The sequence below is a fragment of the Actinoplanes sp. NPDC000266 genome (assembly GCF_042899005.1).
GTDB lineage: Bacteria > Actinomycetota > Actinomycetes > Mycobacteriales > Micromonosporaceae > Actinoplanes.
In genome coordinates this window covers 749,055-770,305 of record NZ_JBIAZI010000001.1, presented here as the reverse complement: position 1 = coordinate 770,305, position 21,251 = coordinate 749,055, and the positions used below count along the sequence as shown (strand labels likewise).

Here is a 21,251-nt window from a genome sequence, read left to right as displayed (position 1 = left end):
GCTGACCGGCATGAGCCAGCAGCCGCGCGCCAGCCTGGGCCGGGTCCTCGACGACCTGGGCGCCACGCTGCTCGACCTGGTGCACGGCGACGTGAGCTCGCCCGAGCCGATCGCCGGCATCGCCATCCACGACCCGTTCGACGAGCCCCATCTGCCCACACCGGCGCTGGTGCTGGGGGTGGGCCTGCGGTCGCCGGCGGAGATCGCGGCGCTGCTGCGCACGCTGGGCGGTCACGCGGCGGCTGCTTTGGTCGTACGGGCTCCGGTCGCGGCCACCGACGAGGTCCGCGCCGCCGCCGACGAGTCCGGGGTGGCGCTGCTGGCCCTGACCCGCGGCGCTTCCTGGGCGCAGCTGGCGGCCCTGCTGCGCTCGATGCTCAGCCAGGGCGACGTGGGCGGCCCCGAAACCCTCGGCGGCCTGCCCTCGGGCGACTTGTTCGCCCTGGCCAACGCGGTGGCGGCCCTGGTCGACGCGCCGGTGACGATCGAAGACCCCGACTCGCGGGTGCTGGCCTTCTCGGGCCGCCAGGAGGAGGCCGACGAGTCGAGGGTCGAAACCATCCTGGGCCGCCAGGTCCCGGAGCGCTTCGCCCGCCTGCTGACCGTCGCCGGCGTACACCGGGACCTGCACCGAAGCTCAGAACCGGTGTACGTGCCCCCACCGGCCAGCGGCCCCGGCGACTTCTCGGTGCCCCGGACGGCGGTAGCGGTCCGGGCCGGGGACGAGTTCCTGGGCTCGATCTGGGCGGCGGTGCGCGAGCCGTTGACCCCCGACCGCGCACGGGCGTTCAGCGACGCGGCGAAGCTGGTCGCCCTGCACCTGTTGCGCCTTCGCGCCGGCGCGGATGTCGAGCGCCGCCTGCGCACGGAACTGGTCGGGACGGCGCTGGAAGGAGGGGCGGGCGCCCGGGAGTCCCTGTCCCGCCTGGGCCTGGCCGACCAGCCGCTGGTGGTGCTGGCCCTGGTCCCATCAGCGCCGGAGGGAGCGGCCGACCGTTCCGGCCTGGCCGCCGACCGCCAGCGCCTGGCCGACGCGCTGGCCATGCACTTGAGCGCGGTCCACGCGGGAAGCGCGGTGGCGTTGCTGGGCGACGTGGCGTACGGCCTCCTGCCGGCGGTGACGGAGGAGAGGGCGGTCCGGGTCGCGACGGAGTTCCTGGACCGCGTGGGAGACCGGGTGCCGGCCCTGGTCGGGGTGAGCCCAGCGGCCCTTTCCGTGGCCACGTTACCGGCCGCCCGCGCCAGCGCCGACCGGGCGCTGAGGGTGCTGCGCTCCGACTGCGGCCGCCGGGTGGCCCGCCTGAGCGACGTCTACACGGCGGCGATGGTCCTGGAGATGCGAGATTCGGTGGCGGCACGGGGCGACATGCCCACGGGTCCGCTGGCCAAGCTGAAGGCCTACGACACCGAACACAACGCCGACTTGGTCGAGACTTTGGCCGCGTGGCTGAACGCCTTCGGCGACGCGGTGGCGGCCGCGGCCGCCCTGCACGTACACCCGAACACGTTCCGCTACCGACTGCGCCGCCTGTCCGAGGTGGGCGACCTGGACCTGACCGACCCGGAGGCCCGCTTCGGCGCCATGCTCCAGCTACGCCTGTTCCCCGACCCGCCACGAACGCCATGACGAACAGCCACCGCCGGACGCGGCCGCGCTGCTCCACTTCGCCGCTCGCGAGCCCGGTGTAGCCCTGGGCCAGAAGATGACTGCCATCTCTCGCTCAGAGCAAAGGTCAGCAGATTGGCAGAGCCGCGACGACTGGGCATCACAACGTCGCCAAGGCCCAGCGACGAGCCGGAGGCCACGCCTCAACCCCACAAAGCCAGTCCACCGAAGTCGACCGAGGTTCGAACGCTCACCCGAATCAGCAGTTTGACGTGCGAAGGATTCGCGGGCGCGAGCAAGCGGTCGGTGCGCACGTTGACTGCCTTGATCAGGCTGTCGTCGTCCAGAAGGCGGATCAGGGGATCCTGATCGGACTCCGGTACCCAGGTGGACGGAAATTCCTGCGCGTGGTGCGGCCGCGTAAGTCCGTCGAACAAGGTCTTCAGGCGATTGTCGATATCGCCCTTGATCATCACACCTCCGGGATCGGCGCACTTGGAGCAAGCCACCAGGGATTCGAACCCAGAGCCTGAGGATTGACGGCGAACGCCGCCGGCGAGGAAGTCGAGCAGCGGTTGCGGACCGGCTAATGGCAGAGCAGGAGGAGCTTGGCGCCCGCGAAACATGAAGCGGCCAGGCACGCCAGGACGGCGAGGAAGGCACGGGCGACGACCAGAATGGTTCTACGGCCGTTCCAGGTGACCGGGAGCAACTGTTCCACGATGACCACCCACAGCCAGAAAAGCAGCAACACCGGGTAGTACAGATCCCAGATCTCGTTCGGGAAAGCGCTGGCGTTGCCGGACGCACGATAGTTCCGGCAGTCGCGCACATCGGTGATCGGCTGCAGCACCACCGTCAGCACCACGAGCAGGACCCCGCCGACCAACAACGCCCAGAAACCGGCCAGCGGCGACCGGGGCTCCGACAGGCCGGCACGCTCACCTTCGAAGAAGAAGATCGTGTACTCCCTGAATCGCCCCGGATGAGCAACCGATCAAAGCACACGGGCTAATCCGTCAGATGAGCGCCTATTTCCGTCTCACTGACTCGGGTGGGCTCCAGGACCCGGTGGAGGAACTCTCGTGTGCGCGGCTCCCGGGGCTTGTTGAAGACCTCCGCCGGTGGGCCCTCCTCGACGATCACTCCGGCGTCCATGAAGACGACTCGGGAGGCGACCTCCCGGGCGAACGCCATCTCGTGCGTCACCACCAGCATCGTCATGCCCTCGGCGGCCAAGCCTCGCATGACGGCCAGGACCTCGCCCACCAGTTCGGGGTCCAGGGCGCTTGTCGGCTCGTCGAACAGCATCAGTTTCGGGTCCATGGCCAAGGCCCGGGCTATCGCCACCCGCTGCTGCTGGCCGCCCGACAGCTGGGCCGGGTAGGACGCCGCCTTGTCGCTCAGGCCCACCCGGTCCAGGTTCGCCGTGGCTACCCTGTTGGCTTCCGTGCGGCCCCTCTTGAGGACCCGGCGCTGGGCGATCGTCACGTTCTCGCGGACCGTCAGGTGGCCGAAGAGGTTGAACTGCTGGAAGACCATGCCGATGCCGCGGCGTACCTCGTCGATGTCGGTGTCGGGGTCGGTGACCTCGACGCCGGCCACCTTGATCGAGCCGGAGGTGGGCTCCTCCAGCAGGTTCACGCAGCGCAGCAGGGTGGACTTGCCCGAGCCGGACGGGCCGATCACGCAGACGACCTCGCCCGGCTCGACCCTCAGGTCGATGCCGCGGAGCACCTCCAGCGGGCCGAACGACTTGTGCAGCTCAGTGATCTCGATGGTGGACATCGTCGGTCACCTCTCCCTCGCGGCCCGGCGCTCCAGCACGCGGACGACCTGTGACAGCGGCAGGGTGATCACCAGGTACAGCAGGCCGGCCACGACCAGCGGGGTCGGGTTGACCTTGGTGTTGAGGGTGTCGCCCGCGAACTTGGTCAGTTCGATCGTGGCCGGGGTGACGCCCAGGACGTACACCAATGAGGTGTCCTTGGTCAGCAGGATGATCTCGTTGGTGAGGGGTGGTATGACGATGCGGAAGGCCTGCGGCAGCACGATGGAGATCATCGCGCGGGTGTGCGACATTCCCAGGGTCCGTGCCGCCTCGAGCTGACCTTTGGGTACGGCTTGAATGCCGGCCCGGATCGTCTCGGCCATGTACGCGGCGGCGGTCAGCCCGAGGCCGACGGTGACCGATCCGTACACCCCGCCCGGAATCTCCCGATCGGGGAAGGCCAGCGGCACGCCGTAGCCGACCATGAAGAGGACGAGCAAGGCGGGCAAACCACGGAACAATTCGATGTACGCCGTCGCGGCCCACCGGTACGGCAGGATCGACGAGAGGCGCATCAGGGCGAGCACGAGCCCCACTGACAGGCCGAAGACGAACGCCAGCAGCGTGTAGAGAATGGTGTTCCGGAGGGCGACGGTGATCGCCTCGGGGAACATGCTGCGGGCGACATCGCCGCGGAAGAACGCGTCGGCCAGGCGGTCCCAGTCGGCCGCGGCCACCACGATCAGGATGGCCGCGGCGAAGACGACGTAGCCGGCGACGCGGACGAGCCGCTGTCGCCGGCGGCGGCTGAGTTTCATCAACTGGCCGGCTTCTCGCCGATCCATTCCTTATAGATCTTGTCGTACGACCCGTCGCTGCGAGCAGCCGCAAGCGCCTCGTTCACGGTCTTGAGCAGCTCGGCGTTGCCCTTCTTGACGGCGAAGCCGTACTGCTCCCCGGTGTCGAAGCCGGCCGCGACGACCACCTTGCCCGGGTTGGCCTTGATGTACTCGTTCCAGACCGGCAGGTCGTTGACGGCGGCCGCGACCTGATTGGTGGCCAGCGCCTGCTGCAACGCGGCCAGGTCCTTGTAGGAGACCACCTCGATCTTGAGGCTCTTCTCCTTGACCTGGGCGTTGATGTATTCCTCACCGGTGGTGCCGCCCTGCACACCGAGCCGCTTGCCGACGAGCTCCTCCAGCGTCTTGACCTCTTTGCCGGTCTGCACGGCCAGCGCCTGGGTGGCGTCGAAGTACGGGTCGGAGAAGTCGATGACCTTCTTGCGCTCGTCGGTGATGGTCATGCCGGCCGCGGCCACGTCACACTTGCCGGAATTCAGGTCGGCGCCGGACTTGATGCCCTCGAACGGCGTGTCCACGATCTCCTGCTTGACGGAGAGCTTCGTGGCGACCAGATCGATCAGCGCGACGTCGAAGCCGACCACTTTGCCGGTGTCGTCCTTCGACTGGAACGGCGCGTAGGGAAGGTGCGTGCACGTGGTCAGCACGCCGGATTTCACCAGCGCCACGCCGCTCTCGGTGGTGCTCCCGGTGTCCTTCTTGGCGCAGCCGGTGGCTGCGATCATCGTGGCGGCCACCAGCGCGACCGCCGCACGGGCATGTCCCAGCTTCTTCATGGGAGTCAGAGTAATTCATCTCGATCAATAACGATGACCACCCATGGAACTCGGGTTGACAACGATGTCGAGTGGATCCCGCACTACATCAGATGATCCGGCCCGGATCAGGCGGGAAGAGATCGTGCCCGTCCCAGGGATCGACCGGCTCGCCGTAGTGGGATTCGCCGTCCTCGGCCTCACCGGCCGCTCGGATGTGCGAAGGCTCGACCCGCGTGCGATCGACACGCGGGGGCGCGGGATCCGCACGGGCGGGATCCACCGGCCAAGGCCCGGACTCAACACGAGTGCGGCCAACGTGCGGGGACGCGGGCTCGACACGCGTGCGATCGACACGCGGGGGCGCGGACTCGACGCGCGTGCGATCGACACGCGGGCGCGCGGGATCCGCGCGAGCGGGATCCACCGGCCAAGGCCCCGACTCGACGCGGGAGCGGCCGACATGCGGGGACGCGGGCTCCACACGCGTGCGATCAACGCGCGGGGGCGCCGCACGGGCAGGGTCCACCGGCGGAGGGGCGGGCTCGGCGCGGGCCGGTGGAAGGGCGGGCTCGGTGCGAGCCGGTGAAGGGGCGGGCTCGGTGCGAGCCGGTGAAGGGGCGGGCTCGGCTCGGGTGGGGTCGAGGGGGAGGCGGGCGCGCTCCTCGACGAGGCGGGTGCGGGCGGCCTGGAAGAACGGGCCGGTCAGGCCGGCCAGCGGGTCGCCCCGCCAGAAGGACAGGGCTCGGCTCGTGTCGCCCGTCGTGGCGGCGGCCCGGAACGCGTGGGCGTCGACCGCGCCCTCGTCGGGATGCAGGACGTAGCCGGCGTCGGTCCGGACGATCAGGGCGGGGCCCAGCGCGCGGCGCAGGTTGCCGATGAACCGGTAGACGGTTTCCGTCGCGTTCGGGGGTGGGTCGCCGCTCCACAGGGTGGTCACGATGTCCGGCACCGGCACCGGGCGGCCCTCGCGCAGAAGCAGGAGGGCCAGCAGCGCCTGCTGCTTGACCGGTCCGAGATCCACCGGAGCGGCGTCCCGGTAGGCGCGGACCGGGCCGAGGATCTCGAACCGTACGCCCATGGGCCTGACTTTATCTGTCTCCTGGTGGGGCGCCGAGGGCGGCGGCCGCATCCTCCCCGTAAGTGCGCTGGCCGCGCAGCACGATCAGGCTTCCGACGATCAAGGGCAACAGCACCACGGTGTACGCCCATCGCAGCGACCCGGTCGCGTCGGAGGCCATGCCGATGAGCCATGGCCCCAGCGCGCCACCCAGCGTGACCAGCAGTTGCAGCACCGCGAAGCCCAGGCCCCGGCGGTGCGCCGCGACCACGTCGGCGTTGGCCGCGGTCAGGTTGGCGATGGCCCCCGCGAAACCCGCGTTGGCCAGCGTGAAGCAGATCGCCTGCGGCACCAGCACCGGCACGCTGACCGCCCCGGCCAGGAAGACCGTGCCGACCAGCAGCGACCAGCCGCCGATCGCCACCCGCCGCTCGTGGTGGCGGTCGCCGAACCAGCTGCCGGCCAGGATGCCGGCGACGATGCCGACCAGGCCGGCCCCTCCCCCGACGGCCGCGGCCGACGCCTCGGGCAGGTCGAACTCGCGGGCGTAGAACGACGGCATCCAGAAGAACAGGCCGCCGAGCCCGAAGAACAGGATGCTCAGGCCGGTGATCACCGAGCGCAGGGTGCGGATGCGGAGCAGGGTGACCAGTTGCTGCCGCATTCCGACCGTCGCCGCCGGCTTTTCGCGATCGACGGCGGCCGTGTCGCCGTACCACCGGGAGAGATCGTCGCCGACGCCCCGGACCGGCTCGCGGACCGTGAGCACCAGAAGCGCGATGATCACGCCCGGGACGGCGATCAGGAAAAATCCGGTGCGCCAGCCGACGGTCTGCGCGAGGGCGCCGCCGGCGATGACGCCGATCGGGAGCCCGGCGAAGTACGCCATCCGCTCGTAGCCGTACGCCCGCGCCCGCCCCGGACCGGGGTAGAGGTCGCCGAGCAGGCTGGACGACGGCGGGTTGTAGAGCTGACCGGCCGCGCCGAGCAGGACCCGGACGGCGAACAGCGTCGCGTACGAGCCGGCGAGCCCGGTCCCGACGGTGAGCAGCGCCCAGACGGCGACGATGGCGGCGATGGTCCACGTGCGCTTGCCGGTGTCGGCGAGTTTGCCGGCCGGCAGCAGCAGGACGATCGCGGCCAGCGCCCCGGCGGTGGCGATGGCGCCGCCCGCGCTGTCGCTGAAGCCGAACTCCTCCTGGATCGTCGGCAGGGCGCCGGCCAGCAGGTTGTATTCGATCCGGTCGATGGCGGCGACGAGCGCCACGCAGATCGCCGGCCACCATCCGAAGGGCGCGCCGCTGCCGCGCCGGACGGTGACCGGTGGCCGGCCGGCGTGGACGGTGACCTGTCTGATCTGCTCGGACTCGCCGGTGACCGCCATCCCGGCACCCTACCGTTAGGAAACGCCGTTTCGCTAGGGGACACAAAGCTGGGGCATGCCGATCGCCATGACGGCGGTGTCGTCCTCGAGCCCGTCCCCGAAATCGTCGAGCAGGCCGACGAACGCCTCGACCACCTTGACGGCGCCGGCCGGGGCCAGGCCCTCGGCGAACCGGGTCACGGCGCCCACCCCGAAGCGGTGATCGGGCGTCCGGGCCTCGGTGATGCCGTCGGTGTAGAGCACGAGGGTGTCGCCGGGCCACAGGGTCAGCGCGGTGTTGGTGTACGCCGAGTCGGGGAACACGCCGACCAGCCGGCCCCGGGTGGGGTGGCTGTGCGCCGTCCCGTCCGCGCGCAGCAACAGCGGCTCGGGGTGGCCGCCGCTGGCGATCACCAGGTCACAGCCGTCCCCGGCCGGTCGCGGGGTGAGGATGCCGAAGACGACGGTGCAATATCGGGCGTCCTCCCGATATTCCTGGTAGAGGACCTGGTTGAGGTTGTGCAGCACGGCGGCCGGGTCCGGGTCGTAGACCGCGGCCGCCCGCAGCGTGTACCGGGCCAGGGCCGTCACCGCGGCCGCGCCGATCCCCTTGCCGCTGACGTCGCCCAGGAAGAACCCCCACCGGCCGTCACGCAGCGGGAACAGATCGTAGAAGTCGCCGCCGACCTCGTCGGTCGAGGCCATCCGGTAGTGGGCCGCCGTCCGCAGGCCGGGCGGCGTCGGCAGCACCGCCGGGAGCAGGCTGCGCTGGAGGTCGGCGACCAGGTGGCGCAGGCGCTCGCTCTCGCGTTCGGCCGTCCTGCGGGCGTACAGCAGCTCCTGCTCGTAGGCGTTGCGCTCCCGGCCGTCGAAGACGATCGTACGGACGCTGCCGTCCTTGACCAGCGAGCTGACCAGCACCGGGAACCGAGTGCCGTCCTTCGCCAGCAGATCCAGCGCGATGCCGCTGATCTCACCCTGCATGAGCAGCAGCGGGGCGAAGTGGGTCTCGTAGTAGATCCGGGCCCCGACGGTGAGCAGCTCCCCGAACCGCCGGACACCGAGCAACTCGTCCCGCGTGTAGCCGAGCCAGCCGAGCAGGGTCGCGTTGACCTTGATGATCGTGCCGTCCGGCCGGGTCGAGAGGTTGCCGCAGGGCGCGTTCTCGTACAGGTCGGCGTTGTCTTCGAGCAAAGCGGGGAACCTTCGACTTGAGGGGGCTGTTCCACGTTATCCGGCCGCTCGGGCCCTTTTGATCCGGGCGCGCGGAACATACGTTCGGTAGGTGGCTCCCGGCGAGGGGTTCCGGCTTGCGGAGGCGGTGGCCGATGTCTACGGCGACCTGCGGCTCGAGGCTGTGCTGCGGCGGCTGTTGCGGCACACCGCACGGCTCACCGGGTCGGCCGCGGGCAGCATCTCGCTGATCGACGCCGGCTCCGGGCATTACACCAAGGCGGCGGAGTACGGCGCGTTCTGCCGCCTGGGCGACAGGTTCCCGCTGGACGAGGGGGCCACCGGCCGAGCGTTCGCCCGGCGGCGGCCGGTGGTGATCGCCGAGTACGGGCAGTTGCGCTCCGGCCATCTGGTCTCGGCCGACCGGGTCCGGCGCGGCTCGGCGGCGGCCGTGCCGATCTGGTGGCGCGACGACGTGATCGCGGTGAGCGTGACCTTCGCACCGGCCTTCACCACCCGGGAGGTGGACGATCTGGAGACGCTCACCCAGGCGGCGGCCGCGGCCATCGTCCGTACGGCCCGCTTGGGAAGCCCCGGCCTTCCCCTGCCCGCTCCGGCCCCTTTCACCACGCGCGAGCTGGGCGTTCTCGAGCTGATGCGGCAGGGCCTGACCTACCGCGAGATCGCGTCGCGGCTCGGCCTCTCCCCCAAGACAGTCGAGAAGCACGTCGGCGCGGTCATCCGCAAGACCGGGACCCGCAACCGTACGGCCGCGGTGGTCACCGCCCTGGAGAGCGGCTGGGTGGGGGATTCACCCCATACCGCGACCGGGTGATCGGTGGCTTGACTGGGCTCATGCCCGTCGTGCCGATGAAAGAGATCCTCGATCGCGCGCTGGCCGGCCGTTACGGGGTCGGCGCCTTCAACATCGTCAACGATCTGAGCATCGAGGCGGTGCTCGCGGCGGCCGTCGAGGAGCGCGCGCCGGTCATCCTGCAAACCTCGGTCAAGACCGTTCTGATGTACGGCCGGAGGCAGCTCCACGAGATCTTCCACACGCTCGCCCGCGACGTCGACGTGCCGGTGACGCTGCACCTGGACCACTGTCCCGACCGTACGGTCATCTCGGATTGCCTGGCCGGAGGCTGGAACTCGGTGCTGTTCGACGCACACGAGCTTGACGTCGCGGAGAACCTGAGGCAGACCACGGAGGTGGTCGCGGAGGCGAGGCGTACAGGAGCGCACGTCGAGGGCGAAATAGAAGGAATCCAGGGCGTCGAGGACGACATCGGCTCGGACGAGGCGTCCCGCGTCCAGTCGCTGGAGGTGGCGGTCGACTTCATCAAGAACACCGGCGTCGACTGTTTCGCCCCGGCCATCGGAAACGCGCACGGCCAGTACAAGAAGGCGCCGAAGCTGGACGCGCAACGGGTCAGCGACCTGGTGGCGGCGACGGGCGTGCCGATGGCCCTGCACGGCGGAACGGGCCTGTCCGACGACCAGTTCACCGACCTGATCGCCCGGGGCTGCGCGAAGGTGAACATCTCGACGGCGCTGAAGGAGAGCTACATGCAGTCGTCGCTGGCGCACCTTCGCACAGCCGAGGAATCGGGGAAATGGGATCCGCCCGCGTTGTTCCGCCATCAGCGGTCGGCGGTGCTGGAGATGGCGAGGCACCACATCCGGCTCTTCGGAGGGGCGGGCCGGGCGTGGTGACGGCATTGGTCTTCGACTGCGACGGGGTGCTGGCCGACACGGAGCGCTACGGCCATCTGCCGGCGTTCAACGCCACGTTCGAGAGGTTCGGCCTGCCCGCCCATTGGAGCGAAGAAGAGTACGGGGAGAAGCTGAGAATAGGCGGCGGCAAGGAAAGAATGGCCAGCCTGTTCGACGATCCGGCGTTCGCGGCGGCGGTGGGCGACGCCCACCGTACCGAAAAGCTGACGACCTGGCACAAGGCGAAGACGGCGGCTTTCAAGCAGTTGGTGGCCGAGGGCCACATTCCACCCCGCCCCGGCATAGCCCGGGTCATCCGAGAGGCCCTAGCCGAGGGCTGGACGGTAGCGGTGGCATCGACGTCGGCCGAGGAGTCGGTGCGGGCGGTCCTGGAGAACGCGATAGGCGGCCTGGTCACCAAGGTACCGGTCTTCGCCGGCGACATAGTGTCGGCGAAGAAGCCGGATCCCGCGATCTACGAGTTGACGGTGAAGAGCCTGGGCTTGTCGCCAGACGACACATTGGTGGTCGAGGACTCCCGAAACGGTTTGCTGGCCGCAACCGCGGCCGGCCTGAGATGCCTGGTGACAGTGAACGGATACACCCGGGACGAGGACTTCACGGAGGCCACGCTGGTGGTCTCGGAGCTGGGCGACCCGGGCCGCCCGCCGATAGAGGTGCTGGCCAACAGGGGCGGGGCCCACCCAGGCGACTTCGTAACCCTGGACGACCTGAGAGCCTGCCTTCCCGGAGGACCAGAATGAGCATCACCGAAACAGAGTGGGTGGTCCGAACAATCGCCCAGACAGCAATCGAAAACGAAAAATACTTCGGCGACCTGGACTCGGTAGTAGGCGACGGCGACTTCGGCTATTCACTGGCCCGAGGTTTCGAAAAGCTCCTGGAAACTTGGGACGACTTGGACCGTTCATCATCCGGGGCTTTCCTCAAGCGCACAGGAATGACGATAGCCTCCCGCATTGGCGGCACATCAGGCCCGATATGGGGCACAGCTTTCATCCGAGCAGGCGCCGCAGCAGCCACCGCAGCCCCTGACAACACGACCAGCGCGGCCGGGACGGCAGGCGCCACCAGCACCACAGCCCCCGACACATTGGCCGGCGCGGCGGAAACGACGGGCGCCCCGGACACGCCAAGCCCGCCCGGCGCAGCTAGCGCACCGGACACGCCAAGCCCGCCAGGCGCAGCTAACGCACCGGACACGCCAAGCCCGCCCGGCGCAGCTAGCGCACCGGACACGCCAAGCCCGCCGGGCGCAGCTAGCGCGGCGGACACGGCGGACCGCCCGGATGTGACCGGTCCGGTCGTGGTGGCGATGCTGCGGGCGGCCGTCGAGGGGATCAAGGCACGCGGCCAGTCCGATGTAGGCGACAAGACGCTCCTGGACGCCTTGGTGCCGTTGACGGACAGCCTCGCCCGTTCCGTGAGCGAGGGCGCCCCGGCCGAGGAGGCGGTCCGGGCCGCCGCGGCCGCGGCCCGGGAGGCGGCCGACGCCACGAGCGGCATGGTCGCGAAGCGGGGCCGCGCTGCGTACACCGGCGAACGCAGCAGGGGCTCGGTCGACGCCGGCGCCATGGCGGTGGCGGTCATCGCCGAACGAATCAGCGAGACCTGGAAGCAAGGAGCGCCGTCGTGAAGAAGTTCGTGAACGATCCGAAGAGCTACGTCCCCGAAATGCTGGAGGGCGTGGCCCTGGCCAACCCCGGCACCCTCAGATACATCCCCGCCTACAACCTGATCATGCGCTCCGACGCCCCCACGGAGTCGAAGGTATCGATCGTCCAGGGCTCCGGCTCCGGCCACGAGCCGGCCCACGTGATGGCGGTAGGCAAGGGCATGCTCGACGCGGCCTGCCCCGGCGACGTCTTCGCCGCCCCGCCGATGGACTACGTCTACGAGACCGCCAAACTGCTCGCCTCTCCCAAGGGCGTCCTCCTCCTGGTCAACAATTACACCGGCGACCGCATGGCCTTCGACATGGGCAAGGAGATGGCCGAGGCCGACGGCGTACGCTGCGAAATCCTCACGATCAACGACGACGTAGCAGTCCAGGACTCCCTCTACACGGTCGGCCGCCGGGGCGTAGCCGGCAACTTCTTCGTCATCAAGGCCGTAGGCGCCGCCGCCGAACAGGGCGCCTCCATAGACGACCTCCTCCGCATAGGCCGCAAGGTCAACGACGTCACCCGCACCATGGGCGTCGCCTTGACCGCCTGCACCCCACCCGCCAAGGGCTCACCCCTCTTCGAACTCGGCGCCGACGAAATCGAGTTCGGCGTGGGCATCCACGGCGAACCAGGCCGCGAACGCCGCAAACTGACCTCAGCCGACCAGATAGTCGACGACATGCTGGACGCCGTGGTCCCCGACCTCCCCTACGAGTCCGGCGACCGCGTAGCCCTAATGATCAACGGCCTGGGCGGCACCCCGATAAGCGAGCTCTACATCCTCTACCGCCGAGCCCACCAGCGCCTGGCCGACAGAGGCATAACCATCGGCCGAAGCTACGTCAACGAATACTGCACCTCCCTCGACATGGCCGGAGCCTCCCTGACCTTGGTACGCCTCGACGACGAGATCGAGCCCTTACTCACCGCCCCCGCCGAGGCCGCCGTCCGCATCTTCTGACCACCCCACCTCCACCGCGCCGTCTTTCGCCACCCCGCCCGCCTGCCCTCCATCGCACCGCCCGCCTGCCCTCCATCGCACCGCCCGCCTGCCCTCCATCGCACCGCCCGTCCTGCCCTGCCCTGCCCTCCACCGCACCGCCCGCCCTGCCTCCGGCGCTCACGGCTCCGCCGCACCCGAGTGTCACGGCCCTCGGGTGCGGTTGCGGTCTACGTGCCGGAGGTGGAATCGCTGCGGAGGTAGGCCAGGACGGCGAGGACGCGGCGGTTCGTGTCGTCGGTGGGCGGTAGATCGAGTTTGGCGAGGATGTTCCCGACATGCTTGCCGACGGCCGGATCGGACAGGACCAGCGTGCGGGCGATAGCGGCATTCGACTGCCCCTCGGCGATCAGAGCGAGCACCTCGCGTTCCCGTGGAGACAGCTGAACAACCGGATCGCGATGGCGGCGCAGCAACTGCCGAACCACCTGCGGATCGACGACAGTGCCCCCGCCGACCACCTGCCGCACGGCGGCCACGAACTCCTCGACGTCGACGACCCGGTCCTTCAGGAGATATCCCACGCCGCGCCCACCGTGCGAGTCGAGCAGGTCGGCCGCGTAGCCCTGCTGCACGAACTGGCTCAACGCGATCACCGCCAGCCCGGGGTGCTCACGTCGCAGCTCGACCGCCGCCCGCAGCCCCTCGTCGGTGAAGGACGGCGGCATCCGGATGTCGGTCAGCACCAGGTCGGGCCGATGCTCCCAAACGGCGGCACGCAGCGCGTCCGCGTCGCCGACGGCCGCCACCACATCGAAGCCGAACCGGCCCATGAGCCCGGTCAGCCCTTCACGCAGGAGCACACCGTCCTCGGCGAGGACTACTCGAATCGGTCGGTCGGTCGACAAGGGATCTCCACCCGTATCAGGGTCGGCCCGCCCAGCGGGCTCGACAGCAACATGCGCCCATCCGCTACCGCCACTCGGTCGGCCAGGCCGGTCAGCCCGGTGCCGCGTGCTGGCTCGGCCCCGCCCTGGCCGTCGTCGAGAACCTCGACAATCAGGACACCGTCCTCCGCTACTGCCGTCACGGCGGCCGACGTGGCCCGGCTGTGCTTGAACACATTCGTGAGCGCCTCCGCGGCCACGAAGTAGGCCACCGACTCGACGCCGGGTGGCGGCCGCGCGGGCACGTCGGCACGGACCCGCACCGGGATCGGCGCCTGATCGGCCAGCTCCCGCAACGCTCCGGGTAGGCCGAGCTCGGTCAGTGTCTGCGGCCTGATGCCATGTATGAGTTCACGAAGCTCGGCCATGAGCAGCTTGGCCTGCTCGTGAGCGCCCGCGACGGCCTGACCGGCAGGCGAGTCGTCAGACAGGTCAACGCGAGCCAGCCCAAGTTGCAGGGTCAGGCTGACCAGCCGTTGCTGAGCGCCGTCATGCAGATCGCGCTCGATACGGCGGCGCTCTGCCTCGAACGCGTCGACGAGCCGCACCCGGGACCGCGCCACTTCGGTCAGCTCGGCCCGCAGATCGGTGTCGGCGGGCGCGGACAGCAGCAGTCGCGCCGCGGCGGCGTGCGCGCCGGCGGTGGCCGCCAGCAGGTAGGGCACGGCGGGCAGCAGCGCGACGCCGAACAGCGCCCAGGGGAGAGCCTCGCTGACCGTCGTCACCGTGCCGAGGCCGAGTGAGACCGCGTCGTGGCCGTCGACCAGGAGCGGGCCGGCCACCGCGACCGCGATGACGACCAGCAGGATCAGCACCGTGCCGTACCAGATCGGTACGGCGCCGACCAGCAGGATCGCGTAGCAGAGGGCGCGCCAGGTGGCGGCCTCGGTGTAGCGGGTCCGCAGCCATACGAGGGGCTGTGAGGTCGGCACGGGTCGATGGCCCGACCGGGTGAGCCGGGTGTCGATCAAAGCCAGGCGTCGACGCTCCACCTCGGCCGTGGGCACGGCCACCAGCGGGCCGAGCCCGGCGATCAGCAGACAGCCACCCAGTAGTAAGAAGGCCAGCTCGACGAGCGAAGGATCGTTCCAGGTCACGACCCGCCGCAGCAGGATCGCCCACGGCAGGCCGAGCAGCACCATCGGAACCGCGACCACGGCCACTACCGGGCCGGTGGTCAACAGGTAGGCAACGGCTCGCCACGGCCACGCGGACGCCAGGAATCGGCGGCGGGTGACCGCTTCCAGCGCGGTGTGTGGCGTCGACATTTGGCCCACGCTAGTTCTCGGCCGCCCGCCGCGCGGTATGGCTAGGCATACTCTTTTACGGTGCCTGGCCGTAGTGCCCGGCATGCCCGCCCGATGATCGGGTGAGCACATGCGACTCACGCCTCTGATCCCACTGCTCCTGCTGGCGTTCCTCGCCGGGTGCACCGACCTGAGTGCCGTCGACGAGACGAGTGAAGACCGCCACGAGTTCGCGCTGTCCGGCGAGCGGCTGGCCATCGACAACGACGGCGGCGATCTGCGGCTGGTCGCCGGCACCGGCGACGCCGTCGTAGTGCAACGGTCATTGACCGGCAAGGCGACCGTCGAGGGCAATGCCTCGTGGTCTCTCAGCGTCGACACCCTCCGGCTGCGCGTCACCTGCAGCGGCTTCGTGCCCGATTGCGGCGGCCGGCATGTCGTGGCGGTGCCGTCCGGGGTCGCCGTCACGGTGACCAGCGACTCTCCTGTCCGGGCCGTTGGCCTGGGCGCCGCGCTCACCGCGACGGTGTCCGACTCCTGGCTGCGGGTCGAGAGCCCGGCCGGTCCGCTCCGGCTCGACGCGGGACTGAACGCCGACGTCACCGACGCCCGTTCGCCTGACGTGGAGGTCTCGTCCCGTGACGGCGGGGTCCACCTGGGTTTTGCCAGCCCGCCCCGCCGGGTGAAGGCCCGTGCCGGCGGCTCGGTCGACATCGTGCTGCCCGCCGGTCCCGAGACCTATCGGGTCACCGCCGCGCCCGGCCGTACGGACTTGCGCAGCGACCCGGCCAGCAAGCGCGCCGTCGAGGCGACCGCAGGAGACGGCCGCACGGCTCAAGTACGGAAGGCACACTGATGTTCGAGCTGATCGATGTCACCAAGGTGTATCGAGGCGGCAAGCGCGCCGTCGACGGTGTGTCCATGAGCCTCGGCCCTGGTGTGGTCGGTCTGCTGGGACCGAACGGCGCCGGGAAGTCCTCACCGATGCGGGTGGCTGCCACGGTGACGAGACCGACCACCGGACAGGTTCTGTTCGAGGGCGCGGACGTCGTCGCCCGGCCCGACGTGCTCCGCCGACGCCTCGGCTACCTCCCGCAGGACTTCGGTGTCTATCCCCACCTGACCGCCCGCGAGTTCCTGTCCTACCTCGCCGCGGTCAAGGGTCTGCCCGCCCGGCCGGCTCGCGCCCGCATCGACGAGCTGCTGACACTGATGCACCTCACCGAGGCGGCCAAGCGCCCGCTCGGTGGCTACTCCGGCGGCATGCTTCGCCGGGTGGGCATCGCGCAGACGCTGCTGGCCGATCCCCGAGTACTGATCATCGATGAACCCACCGCCGGCCTCGATCCGGAGGAGCGCGTGAGGTTCCGCAACCTGCTCGCCGAGCTGGCCGTCGACCGGCTCGTGCTGCTGTCCACCCACATCGTCTCCGACATCGAATCAGTAGCCGGTGACATCGCCATCGTGGCGGGCGGCCGTGTTCTCCGCCGAGGAAGTCCCGATGATCTGCTGCGGGCCGTGAACGGCCAGGTGTGGGAGCTGACCGTCCCGCCCTCGGCGCTCGCCGCCGTGCAAGCACGGCACACTGTCAGCCGGATGGTGCGCACGGCGGAGGGCGTACGCCTGCGGCTGCTCTCCCCTGATCCGCCCGCGCCCGACGCTGTGGCTATCCGGCCCGACCTCGAGGACGCTTACCTGGCAGTGATCGGCGATCTCCGGCAGGTGGCCAAATGAGGCCGGGGATGTGGGCCGCGCTGGCCGCTGCCGACTTCCGCGAGCGGGTGCGCCGCCCGGCTTACGCCGTCGTCCTCCTGGCGGCCGTCGGACTCGGCTACCTCGCCGTACCGGCCACCGGTGACCACTGGACGATCGTCAACGCGGGCGCCTACCGCGGCGTCTACGACAGTGCCTATGTCGGCACGGTCACCGCGCTCGCCGGAGCGCTGTGGCTCTCCGCCGGAGGCTTCTTCGTTATACGTACGGCCATCGCACGCGACCGGCAGACCGGTGTAGGCGAGCTTCTGGCCGCCACGCCGATGCGAACCGGCGACTATCTGCTCGGCAAGTTTCTCAGCAATCTATTGGTGCTCGGTTCGATGTCCGCCGCGCTGGCCGTGGCGGCGCTGGTCATGCAGCTGGCTCGCGGCGAGTCCCGCTCCGTCGACATTGCCGACCTGCTGACACCGTTCGCACTCTTCACGCTCCCCGTGCTCGCGGTGTCCGCGGCCGCGGCTGTCGTCTTCGAGACCACGCCCGTGCTGCGTGGCGGGCTCGGCAACATCATCTGGCTCTTCGTTTCATTGGTCGCCCTGATCGCCGGGCAGTCGGCGAACGCTCCCCTGGGCGGTCTGGGTGTCAACGCCTTCGCGGAGTCCTTACGCGACGGCCTGGCGGCCCAAGGCTTCAAGGTCACCGACCTGGCGCTCGGCTTGATGTACATGGACGTCCCGCCGCACCCTGTCCCCTGGCCCGGCGTCGATTTCTCGTCGGCCTTCGCCGCCCAGCGCTTATTGCTGATGGCCTTGGCCGCTGCCGCCGCGCTCCTGCCTGTGTTCTGGTTCGACCGCTTCGACCGAGAAGGAGCGAGTGCTCGGCGAGGGAAGCCGGCGACGGCAGAAGCGATCGACGAGGCGGCGCCGGTGCTCACATTCCAGCCCACGTACCCCGAGCGTCCGGATCACGGGCGGAAGCACCAGGCTGCTCACCCGGAGCGGGTACATCGGGGGCGCCGGGCTTCGCACGAGGTGGCCGGCCGCCGGCCACGGGGTGGATGGGGCTTCGGCCGGATGGTGATCGGTGAGGTGCGCATTCTCGTCGGCGGCGTCTCGCGGTGGTGGTGGCTGGGGGCGGCGGCGCTCGTGGTGGCGGGCCTTGCTCTGCCCGCCGGTGCTTCGGGGCTGCTCGCGGCGGCGTGGATCTGGCCGGTGCTGGTCTGGTCGCGGCTTGGCTGCCAAGCCCGTGAGCAGGGCGCCGAAGCGTTACTCGGAGCCTGTCCGGGTCCAGTGCTGCGCGTGCTGGCGCAGTGGCTGAGCGGCGTCGCGCTGACGGCGGCGGTGGGGATCGGGCCGGGCCTGGTCATGGCAGTGGAGGGTCGCTTGGCGGACTGGCTCGCGGGAGCGGTCTTCGTTCCGGCACTGGCGCTGGCCCTGGGTGTCATCGGCAGGACGCAGCGCTTCTTTCAAGCCGTCTATCCGCTGCTCTGGTACCTCGTGGTCAACGATGTCGCGGGCCTCGACTACATGGGTGTCCTGCCCGGCGGCCCCTCACCGGTCACGGTTGCTGCCGCGGCGATGCTCCTGCTGGTCTCGGCGCTCACCGCCGCGGGTGTGCGGCAACGCTTCCGCTGAACGGCACAACTCATCGATTGACAGCAGGTCTGTGATCGTTAACATTCTCGATACGCGCTCGCCATTTAGATCTTACGTACGTCGATGTCAGGGAAGTGATCTTCCAGTTCAGCGTGACGGCCCGGACCGACATACACGATAGTGAACGTTCACCAAAATCACGGCGCGCGCGAACGCTGTCCCCTCCGAGAAAGGCGAATCCCCGTGAGCCTGACCCGCAGAGACTTCACCCGGCTGGCGGCCATGAGCGCGCTCACCGCCGCCACCAGCGGCGCCGTGGTGCTCGGTGCGCCGTCGGCGGCGCTGGCCGCGAACACGGCGTACGTGTTCGCGTACTTCACCGAGACACCGAACATGAGCGGCGCCAACTACGGGCTGCACCTGGCGGTCAGCACCGACGGGCTGAACTGGCGGCCGCTGAACCAGAACAACCCGGTGGTGACCCCGACCGCCGGGACGCTCGGGCTGCGCGACCCGTTCATCCTGCGCAAACAGGACGGCACGTTCGTCGTGCTGGCCACCGATCTCAACGGCACCGACTTCGGCCAGAACAACCAGTACCTGCACGTCTGGGACTCGGTCGACCTGCGCAGCTTCACCGGATATCGCCGTGTCCGGATGCACGGCCTGGCCACGCACACCTGGGCGCCGACGGCGTTCTGGGTGGCCTCCCGCAACCAGTACGCGATCGTCTACTCGGCGAACAACGGCACCGACGTCTTCATGGTCAACTACACGTCGGACTTCCGGACGGTCAGTGCCAACGAGGTCTACTTCAGCCCCGGGTTCCCGGTGCTCGACGGCGATGTCGTGGTCGACGGCTCGACGTTCTACCTGTACTACAAGAACCTCTCGAACGGCCTGATCTACGGGGCTCGGTCGTCCACCGGCGCGGCCAACAGTTACACCACCTACACGAGTGGGCTGCGGCAGGGCAGCCAGATGGAGGCGCCGCTGCTGATCAAGAACAACAGCGGCAGCGACTGGCGGCTGTGGGGCGACTCGTTCAGTCCGGTCAACAACGACTTCTACGCGTGGACGACGTCCAACGTTGGGGCGAACTCGTGGACGGCACTGAACCAGCGCGACTTCACGCCGCCGCTCAACGCCAAGCACGGCTCCATCGTGGGCATCACCGGGGCCGAGTACGACGGGCTGGTCGCTCGCTGGGGACTGCCCGCCTGGGTGCGGCTGAAGTCGTACAACTTCCCCGATCGGTACGTTCGGCACGCCGACAACATCGGGCGGATCGACGCTTACCCCTTCGACCCGCATCAGGACCAGCTGTGGCGGATGGTCGCCGGGCTGGCCGACAGCGCCGGCGTGTCCTTCGAGTCGGTCAATTATCCGGGCCGCTATCTGCGGCACAGCAACTACGCGGTACGGCTTGACGCCAACGACGGCACGGCGACGTTCCGAGCGGACGCCACGTTCACCCGTGTCGCGGGCCTCGGTAACTCGGGATGGTCGTCGTTCCGGTCCTACAACTTCCCCGACCGCTACCTGCGCCACGCCAACTACCTGCTCCGCATCGACCCACTCAGCTCCAGTTCGAGCGCGACCGACCGGGAGGACGCCACGTTCCGAGTGTCCTGAACGGCTGAAGCCGCTGCCCCCATACGCCCGGCCCCACCACCCGCCGGCCGCCGCCACAAGCCGGGCGGCGGACGGCGCTGGTGATGGCCGCCCGCGGCGCTCACCGCGGGCGGCGCGGGCATCCGCGGGCGGCGCGGGCATCCGCGGGCGGCGCGGGCATCCGCGGGCGGCGCGGGCATCCGCGGGCGGCGCGGGCATCCGCGGGCGTCGCGGGCATCCGCGGGCGTCGCGGGCATCCGCGGGCGGCGCGGGCGTCCGCGGGTGGCGCGGCAGGAACCGACCGACGCCAGCCGACAGAGCCGAGCGGCCGCTGGAGGTGAGCGGCGCCGGTCGCGGGACGGGTCAGAAGCCGGGGAAGGTGGCGCGCAAGTCGTCGAGGGTGATGTTGCCTGTGACCTTGACGTCGGTGGGGGTGTGTGGCGGGGTCAAGCGGCCGGCGAGCAGGCGCAGCGCGGCCTCGAGCGGGCCCTCGAACGTTGCCGTGGGGGTGCCGGCTTCTCTAGTGAAGTGGGCGCCCTCGTTCAGGACGATGCTGTACGGGGTCTCGGCGATCGTTACTACGGCCGGCTCCCGTACCGCGTCGGGCTTGGCGATGAAGCCCAGGAAGAAGCTCAAGCCGCCGGCCAAATGCTCGGCCAGCAGGTCAGCGGGGCCCGCGGCCAGGGCTGCGGCGGGGTCGGCGGCTACGCGGATGTCCCAGCCGTGGTGGACCACCTCGCTCAGGCGCATGCCGGCGAACGAAGCCAGGGGGATGGGCTGCGGGAGGAAGCCTGGGTTGATCGCGAGCTTGTCGTGCTGGTCGGGGGTCAGGGCCTCGAAGGCGGCCACCAGCTTGGCGTTCGACTCGATCGAGCCGGTGGCCTGCGCCTCGGGGGTCAAGGCGTTCCAGCGGTCCCACACGCTCTCGTTGAAGCCGGGGCCCGGGACCTCGCCCTCGCCGGTGCCTCCGCGCAGGACGGCCAGGTTGATCTCGGCGCCGCTGCCCAGGTGCGACAGCACCTGCGCGACGGTCCAGTCCGAGGCGCCCGACGGGCCCTCGATCTGCGCGGGCGAGAAAGCGGAGACGGCCGCCGCGAGGTCGTCGTGCTCGGAACGGAGGGCCGCGATGGTGCGGGCAGCAAACGATGTCATGCCCGAAGCCTAGATCGGCCTCAGCCGGGCCGATCACGCTTGCCGCGCCAG

Annotated in this window: 21 protein-coding genes and 1 pseudogene; 11 read left to right on the top strand and 11 right to left on the bottom strand. The window is 69.9% G+C overall.

The genetic code is table 11. From position 1 onward, the window contains the following. Positions 1 to 10 precede the first annotated feature (10 nt). Positions 11 to 1,627, top strand: a complete 1,617-nt coding sequence (locus tag ACFY36_RS03080; protein ID WP_499744210.1) for a PucR family transcriptional regulator — start codon at positions 11 to 13, stop codon at positions 1,625 to 1,627. Between the two features lie 182 nt (positions 1,628 to 1,809). Here the strand turns inward: ACFY36_RS03080 and ACFY36_RS03075 are convergent, their stop codons facing one another. The 8 genes from ACFY36_RS03075 to ACFY36_RS03040 all read right to left on the bottom strand — a co-directional run bounded on the left by ACFY36_RS03075 (position 1,810) and on the right by ACFY36_RS03040 (position 8,609). After that, entirely contained in the window at positions 1,810 to 2,079 is a 270-nt protein-coding gene (locus ACFY36_RS03075; RefSeq protein WP_499744209.1) for a hypothetical protein, read from the bottom strand. Positions 2,080 to 2,192: 113 nt separating this feature from the next. Continuing rightward, positions 2,193 to 2,474 carry a hypothetical protein gene (locus ACFY36_RS03070; protein ID WP_499744208.1) on the bottom strand — a complete coding sequence of 94 codons (282 nt, stop codon included), beginning with the start codon at positions 2,472 to 2,474 and terminating at the stop codon, positions 2,193 to 2,195. A gap of 143 nt (positions 2,475 to 2,617) precedes the next feature. Beyond that, positions 2,618 to 3,394 (bottom strand): amino acid ABC transporter ATP-binding protein, encoded by a 777-nt coding sequence (locus ACFY36_RS03065; RefSeq protein ID WP_499744207.1) that lies wholly within the window; start codon positions 3,392 to 3,394, stop codon positions 2,618 to 2,620. A 6-nt stretch (positions 3,395 to 3,400) separates the two neighbouring features. Then, positions 3,401 to 4,195 (bottom strand): amino acid ABC transporter permease, encoded by a 795-nt coding sequence (locus tag ACFY36_RS03060; protein ID WP_498697195.1) that lies wholly within the window; start codon positions 4,193 to 4,195, stop codon positions 3,401 to 3,403. Continuing rightward, positions 4,195 to 5,013 carry a basic amino acid ABC transporter substrate-binding protein gene (locus ACFY36_RS03055; RefSeq protein WP_499744206.1) on the bottom strand — a complete coding sequence of 273 codons (819 nt, stop codon included), beginning with the start codon at positions 5,011 to 5,013 and terminating at the stop codon, positions 4,195 to 4,197. Before ACFY36_RS03055 ends, ACFY36_RS03060 begins: the two co-directional genes overlap by 1 nt. Positions 5,014 to 5,101: 88 nt before the next feature. Then, entirely contained in the window at positions 5,102 to 6,073 is a 972-nt protein-coding gene (locus ACFY36_RS03050; RefSeq protein WP_499744205.1) for an AfsR/SARP family transcriptional regulator, read from the bottom strand. A 10-nt stretch (positions 6,074 to 6,083) separates the two neighbouring features. Further along, on the bottom strand, positions 6,084 to 7,436 hold the full coding sequence (locus tag ACFY36_RS03045) for an MFS transporter (RefSeq protein WP_499744204.1): 1,353 nt from the start codon (positions 7,434 to 7,436) through the stop codon (positions 6,084 to 6,086). 33 nt (positions 7,437 to 7,469) lie between these two features. After that, complete coding sequence (locus ACFY36_RS03040; protein WP_499744203.1) at positions 7,470 to 8,609, bottom strand: PP2C family protein-serine/threonine phosphatase; 1,140 nt, start codon at positions 8,607 to 8,609, stop codon at positions 7,470 to 7,472. Between the two features lie 91 nt (positions 8,610 to 8,700). On the opposite strand from ACFY36_RS03040, the gene ACFY36_RS03035 reads away from it, so the two are divergent. The 6 genes and pseudogenes from ACFY36_RS03035 (at position 8,701) to dhaK (ending at position 12,953) form a co-directional block, all read left to right on the top strand. Beyond that, on the top strand, positions 8,701 to 9,423 hold the full coding sequence (locus ACFY36_RS03035) for a helix-turn-helix transcriptional regulator (protein WP_499744202.1): 723 nt from the start codon (positions 8,701 to 8,703) through the stop codon (positions 9,421 to 9,423). A 20-nt stretch (positions 9,424 to 9,443) separates the two neighbouring features. After that, on the top strand, positions 9,444 to 10,304 hold the full coding sequence (locus ACFY36_RS03030; protein WP_499744201.1) for a class II fructose-bisphosphate aldolase: 861 nt from the start codon (positions 9,444 to 9,446) through the stop codon (positions 10,302 to 10,304). After that, positions 10,298 to 11,068 (top strand): HAD-IA family hydrolase, encoded by a 771-nt coding sequence (locus ACFY36_RS03025; protein ID WP_499744200.1) that lies wholly within the window; start codon positions 10,298 to 10,300, stop codon positions 11,066 to 11,068. Before ACFY36_RS03030 ends, ACFY36_RS03025 begins: the two co-directional genes overlap by 7 nt. Next, positions 11,065 to 11,364, top strand: a pseudogene (locus tag ACFY36_RS03020) (dihydroxyacetone kinase family protein); the annotation flags it as partial. The gene ACFY36_RS03025 and the pseudogene ACFY36_RS03020, both read left to right, overlap by 4 nt. A 252-nt stretch (positions 11,365 to 11,616) precedes the next feature. Then, complete coding sequence (locus ACFY36_RS03015) at positions 11,617 to 11,961, top strand: DAK2 domain-containing protein (RefSeq protein ID WP_499744849.1); 345 nt, start codon at positions 11,617 to 11,619, stop codon at positions 11,959 to 11,961. Next, positions 11,958 to 12,953 carry a dihydroxyacetone kinase subunit DhaK gene (dhaK, locus tag ACFY36_RS03010; protein WP_499744199.1) on the top strand — a complete coding sequence of 332 codons (996 nt, stop codon included), beginning with the start codon at positions 11,958 to 11,960 and terminating at the stop codon, positions 12,951 to 12,953. The genes ACFY36_RS03015 and dhaK overlap by 4 nt, the downstream gene beginning before the upstream one ends. A gap of 209 nt (positions 12,954 to 13,162) precedes the next feature. Here dhaK and ACFY36_RS03005 read toward each other — a convergent pair whose 3' ends face one another. Beyond that, positions 13,163 to 13,765, bottom strand: coding sequence for a LuxR C-terminal-related transcriptional regulator (locus tag ACFY36_RS03005; RefSeq protein WP_499744848.1), 603 nt, complete (start codon positions 13,763 to 13,765; stop codon positions 13,163 to 13,165). A gap of 47 nt (positions 13,766 to 13,812) precedes the next feature. Next, positions 13,813 to 15,147 carry a sensor histidine kinase gene (locus ACFY36_RS03000; protein WP_499744198.1) on the bottom strand — a complete coding sequence of 445 codons (1,335 nt, stop codon included), beginning with the start codon at positions 15,145 to 15,147 and terminating at the stop codon, positions 13,813 to 13,815. 109 nt (positions 15,148 to 15,256) lie between these two features. Here ACFY36_RS03000 and ACFY36_RS02995 point away from each other — a divergent pair, with 109 nt between their 5' ends. The 4 genes from ACFY36_RS02995 to ACFY36_RS02980 all read left to right on the top strand — a co-directional run bounded on the left by ACFY36_RS02995 (position 15,257) and on the right by ACFY36_RS02980 (position 20,069). Continuing rightward, positions 15,257 to 15,982: a hypothetical protein gene (locus tag ACFY36_RS02995; RefSeq protein ID WP_499744197.1), complete on the top strand. Its 726-nt coding sequence runs from the start codon at positions 15,257 to 15,259 to the stop codon at positions 15,980 to 15,982. Then, complete coding sequence (locus ACFY36_RS02990; protein WP_499744196.1) at positions 15,982 to 16,860, top strand: ABC transporter ATP-binding protein; 879 nt, start codon at positions 15,982 to 15,984, stop codon at positions 16,858 to 16,860. The genes ACFY36_RS02995 and ACFY36_RS02990 overlap by 1 nt, the downstream gene beginning before the upstream one ends. Before the next feature lie 8 nt (positions 16,861 to 16,868). Then, on the top strand, positions 16,869 to 18,473 hold the full coding sequence (locus ACFY36_RS02985) for a hypothetical protein (protein WP_499744195.1): 1,605 nt from the start codon (positions 16,869 to 16,871) through the stop codon (positions 18,471 to 18,473). Between the two features lie 204 nt (positions 18,474 to 18,677). Continuing rightward, a complete protein-coding gene (locus tag ACFY36_RS02980; RefSeq protein WP_499744194.1) occupies positions 18,678 to 20,069 on the top strand; it encodes a glycoside hydrolase family 43 protein in 1,392 nt (463 codons plus the stop codon). Positions 20,070 to 20,411: 342 nt separating this feature from the next. Here the strand turns inward: ACFY36_RS02980 and ACFY36_RS02975 are convergent, their stop codons facing one another. Further along, the gene (locus ACFY36_RS02975; RefSeq protein ID WP_499744193.1) at positions 20,412 to 21,200 is read right to left on the bottom strand and encodes a maleylpyruvate isomerase N-terminal domain-containing protein; all 789 of its coding nucleotides are present in this window, start codon (positions 21,198 to 21,200) and stop codon (positions 20,412 to 20,414) included. Positions 21,201 to 21,251 lie beyond the last annotated feature (51 nt).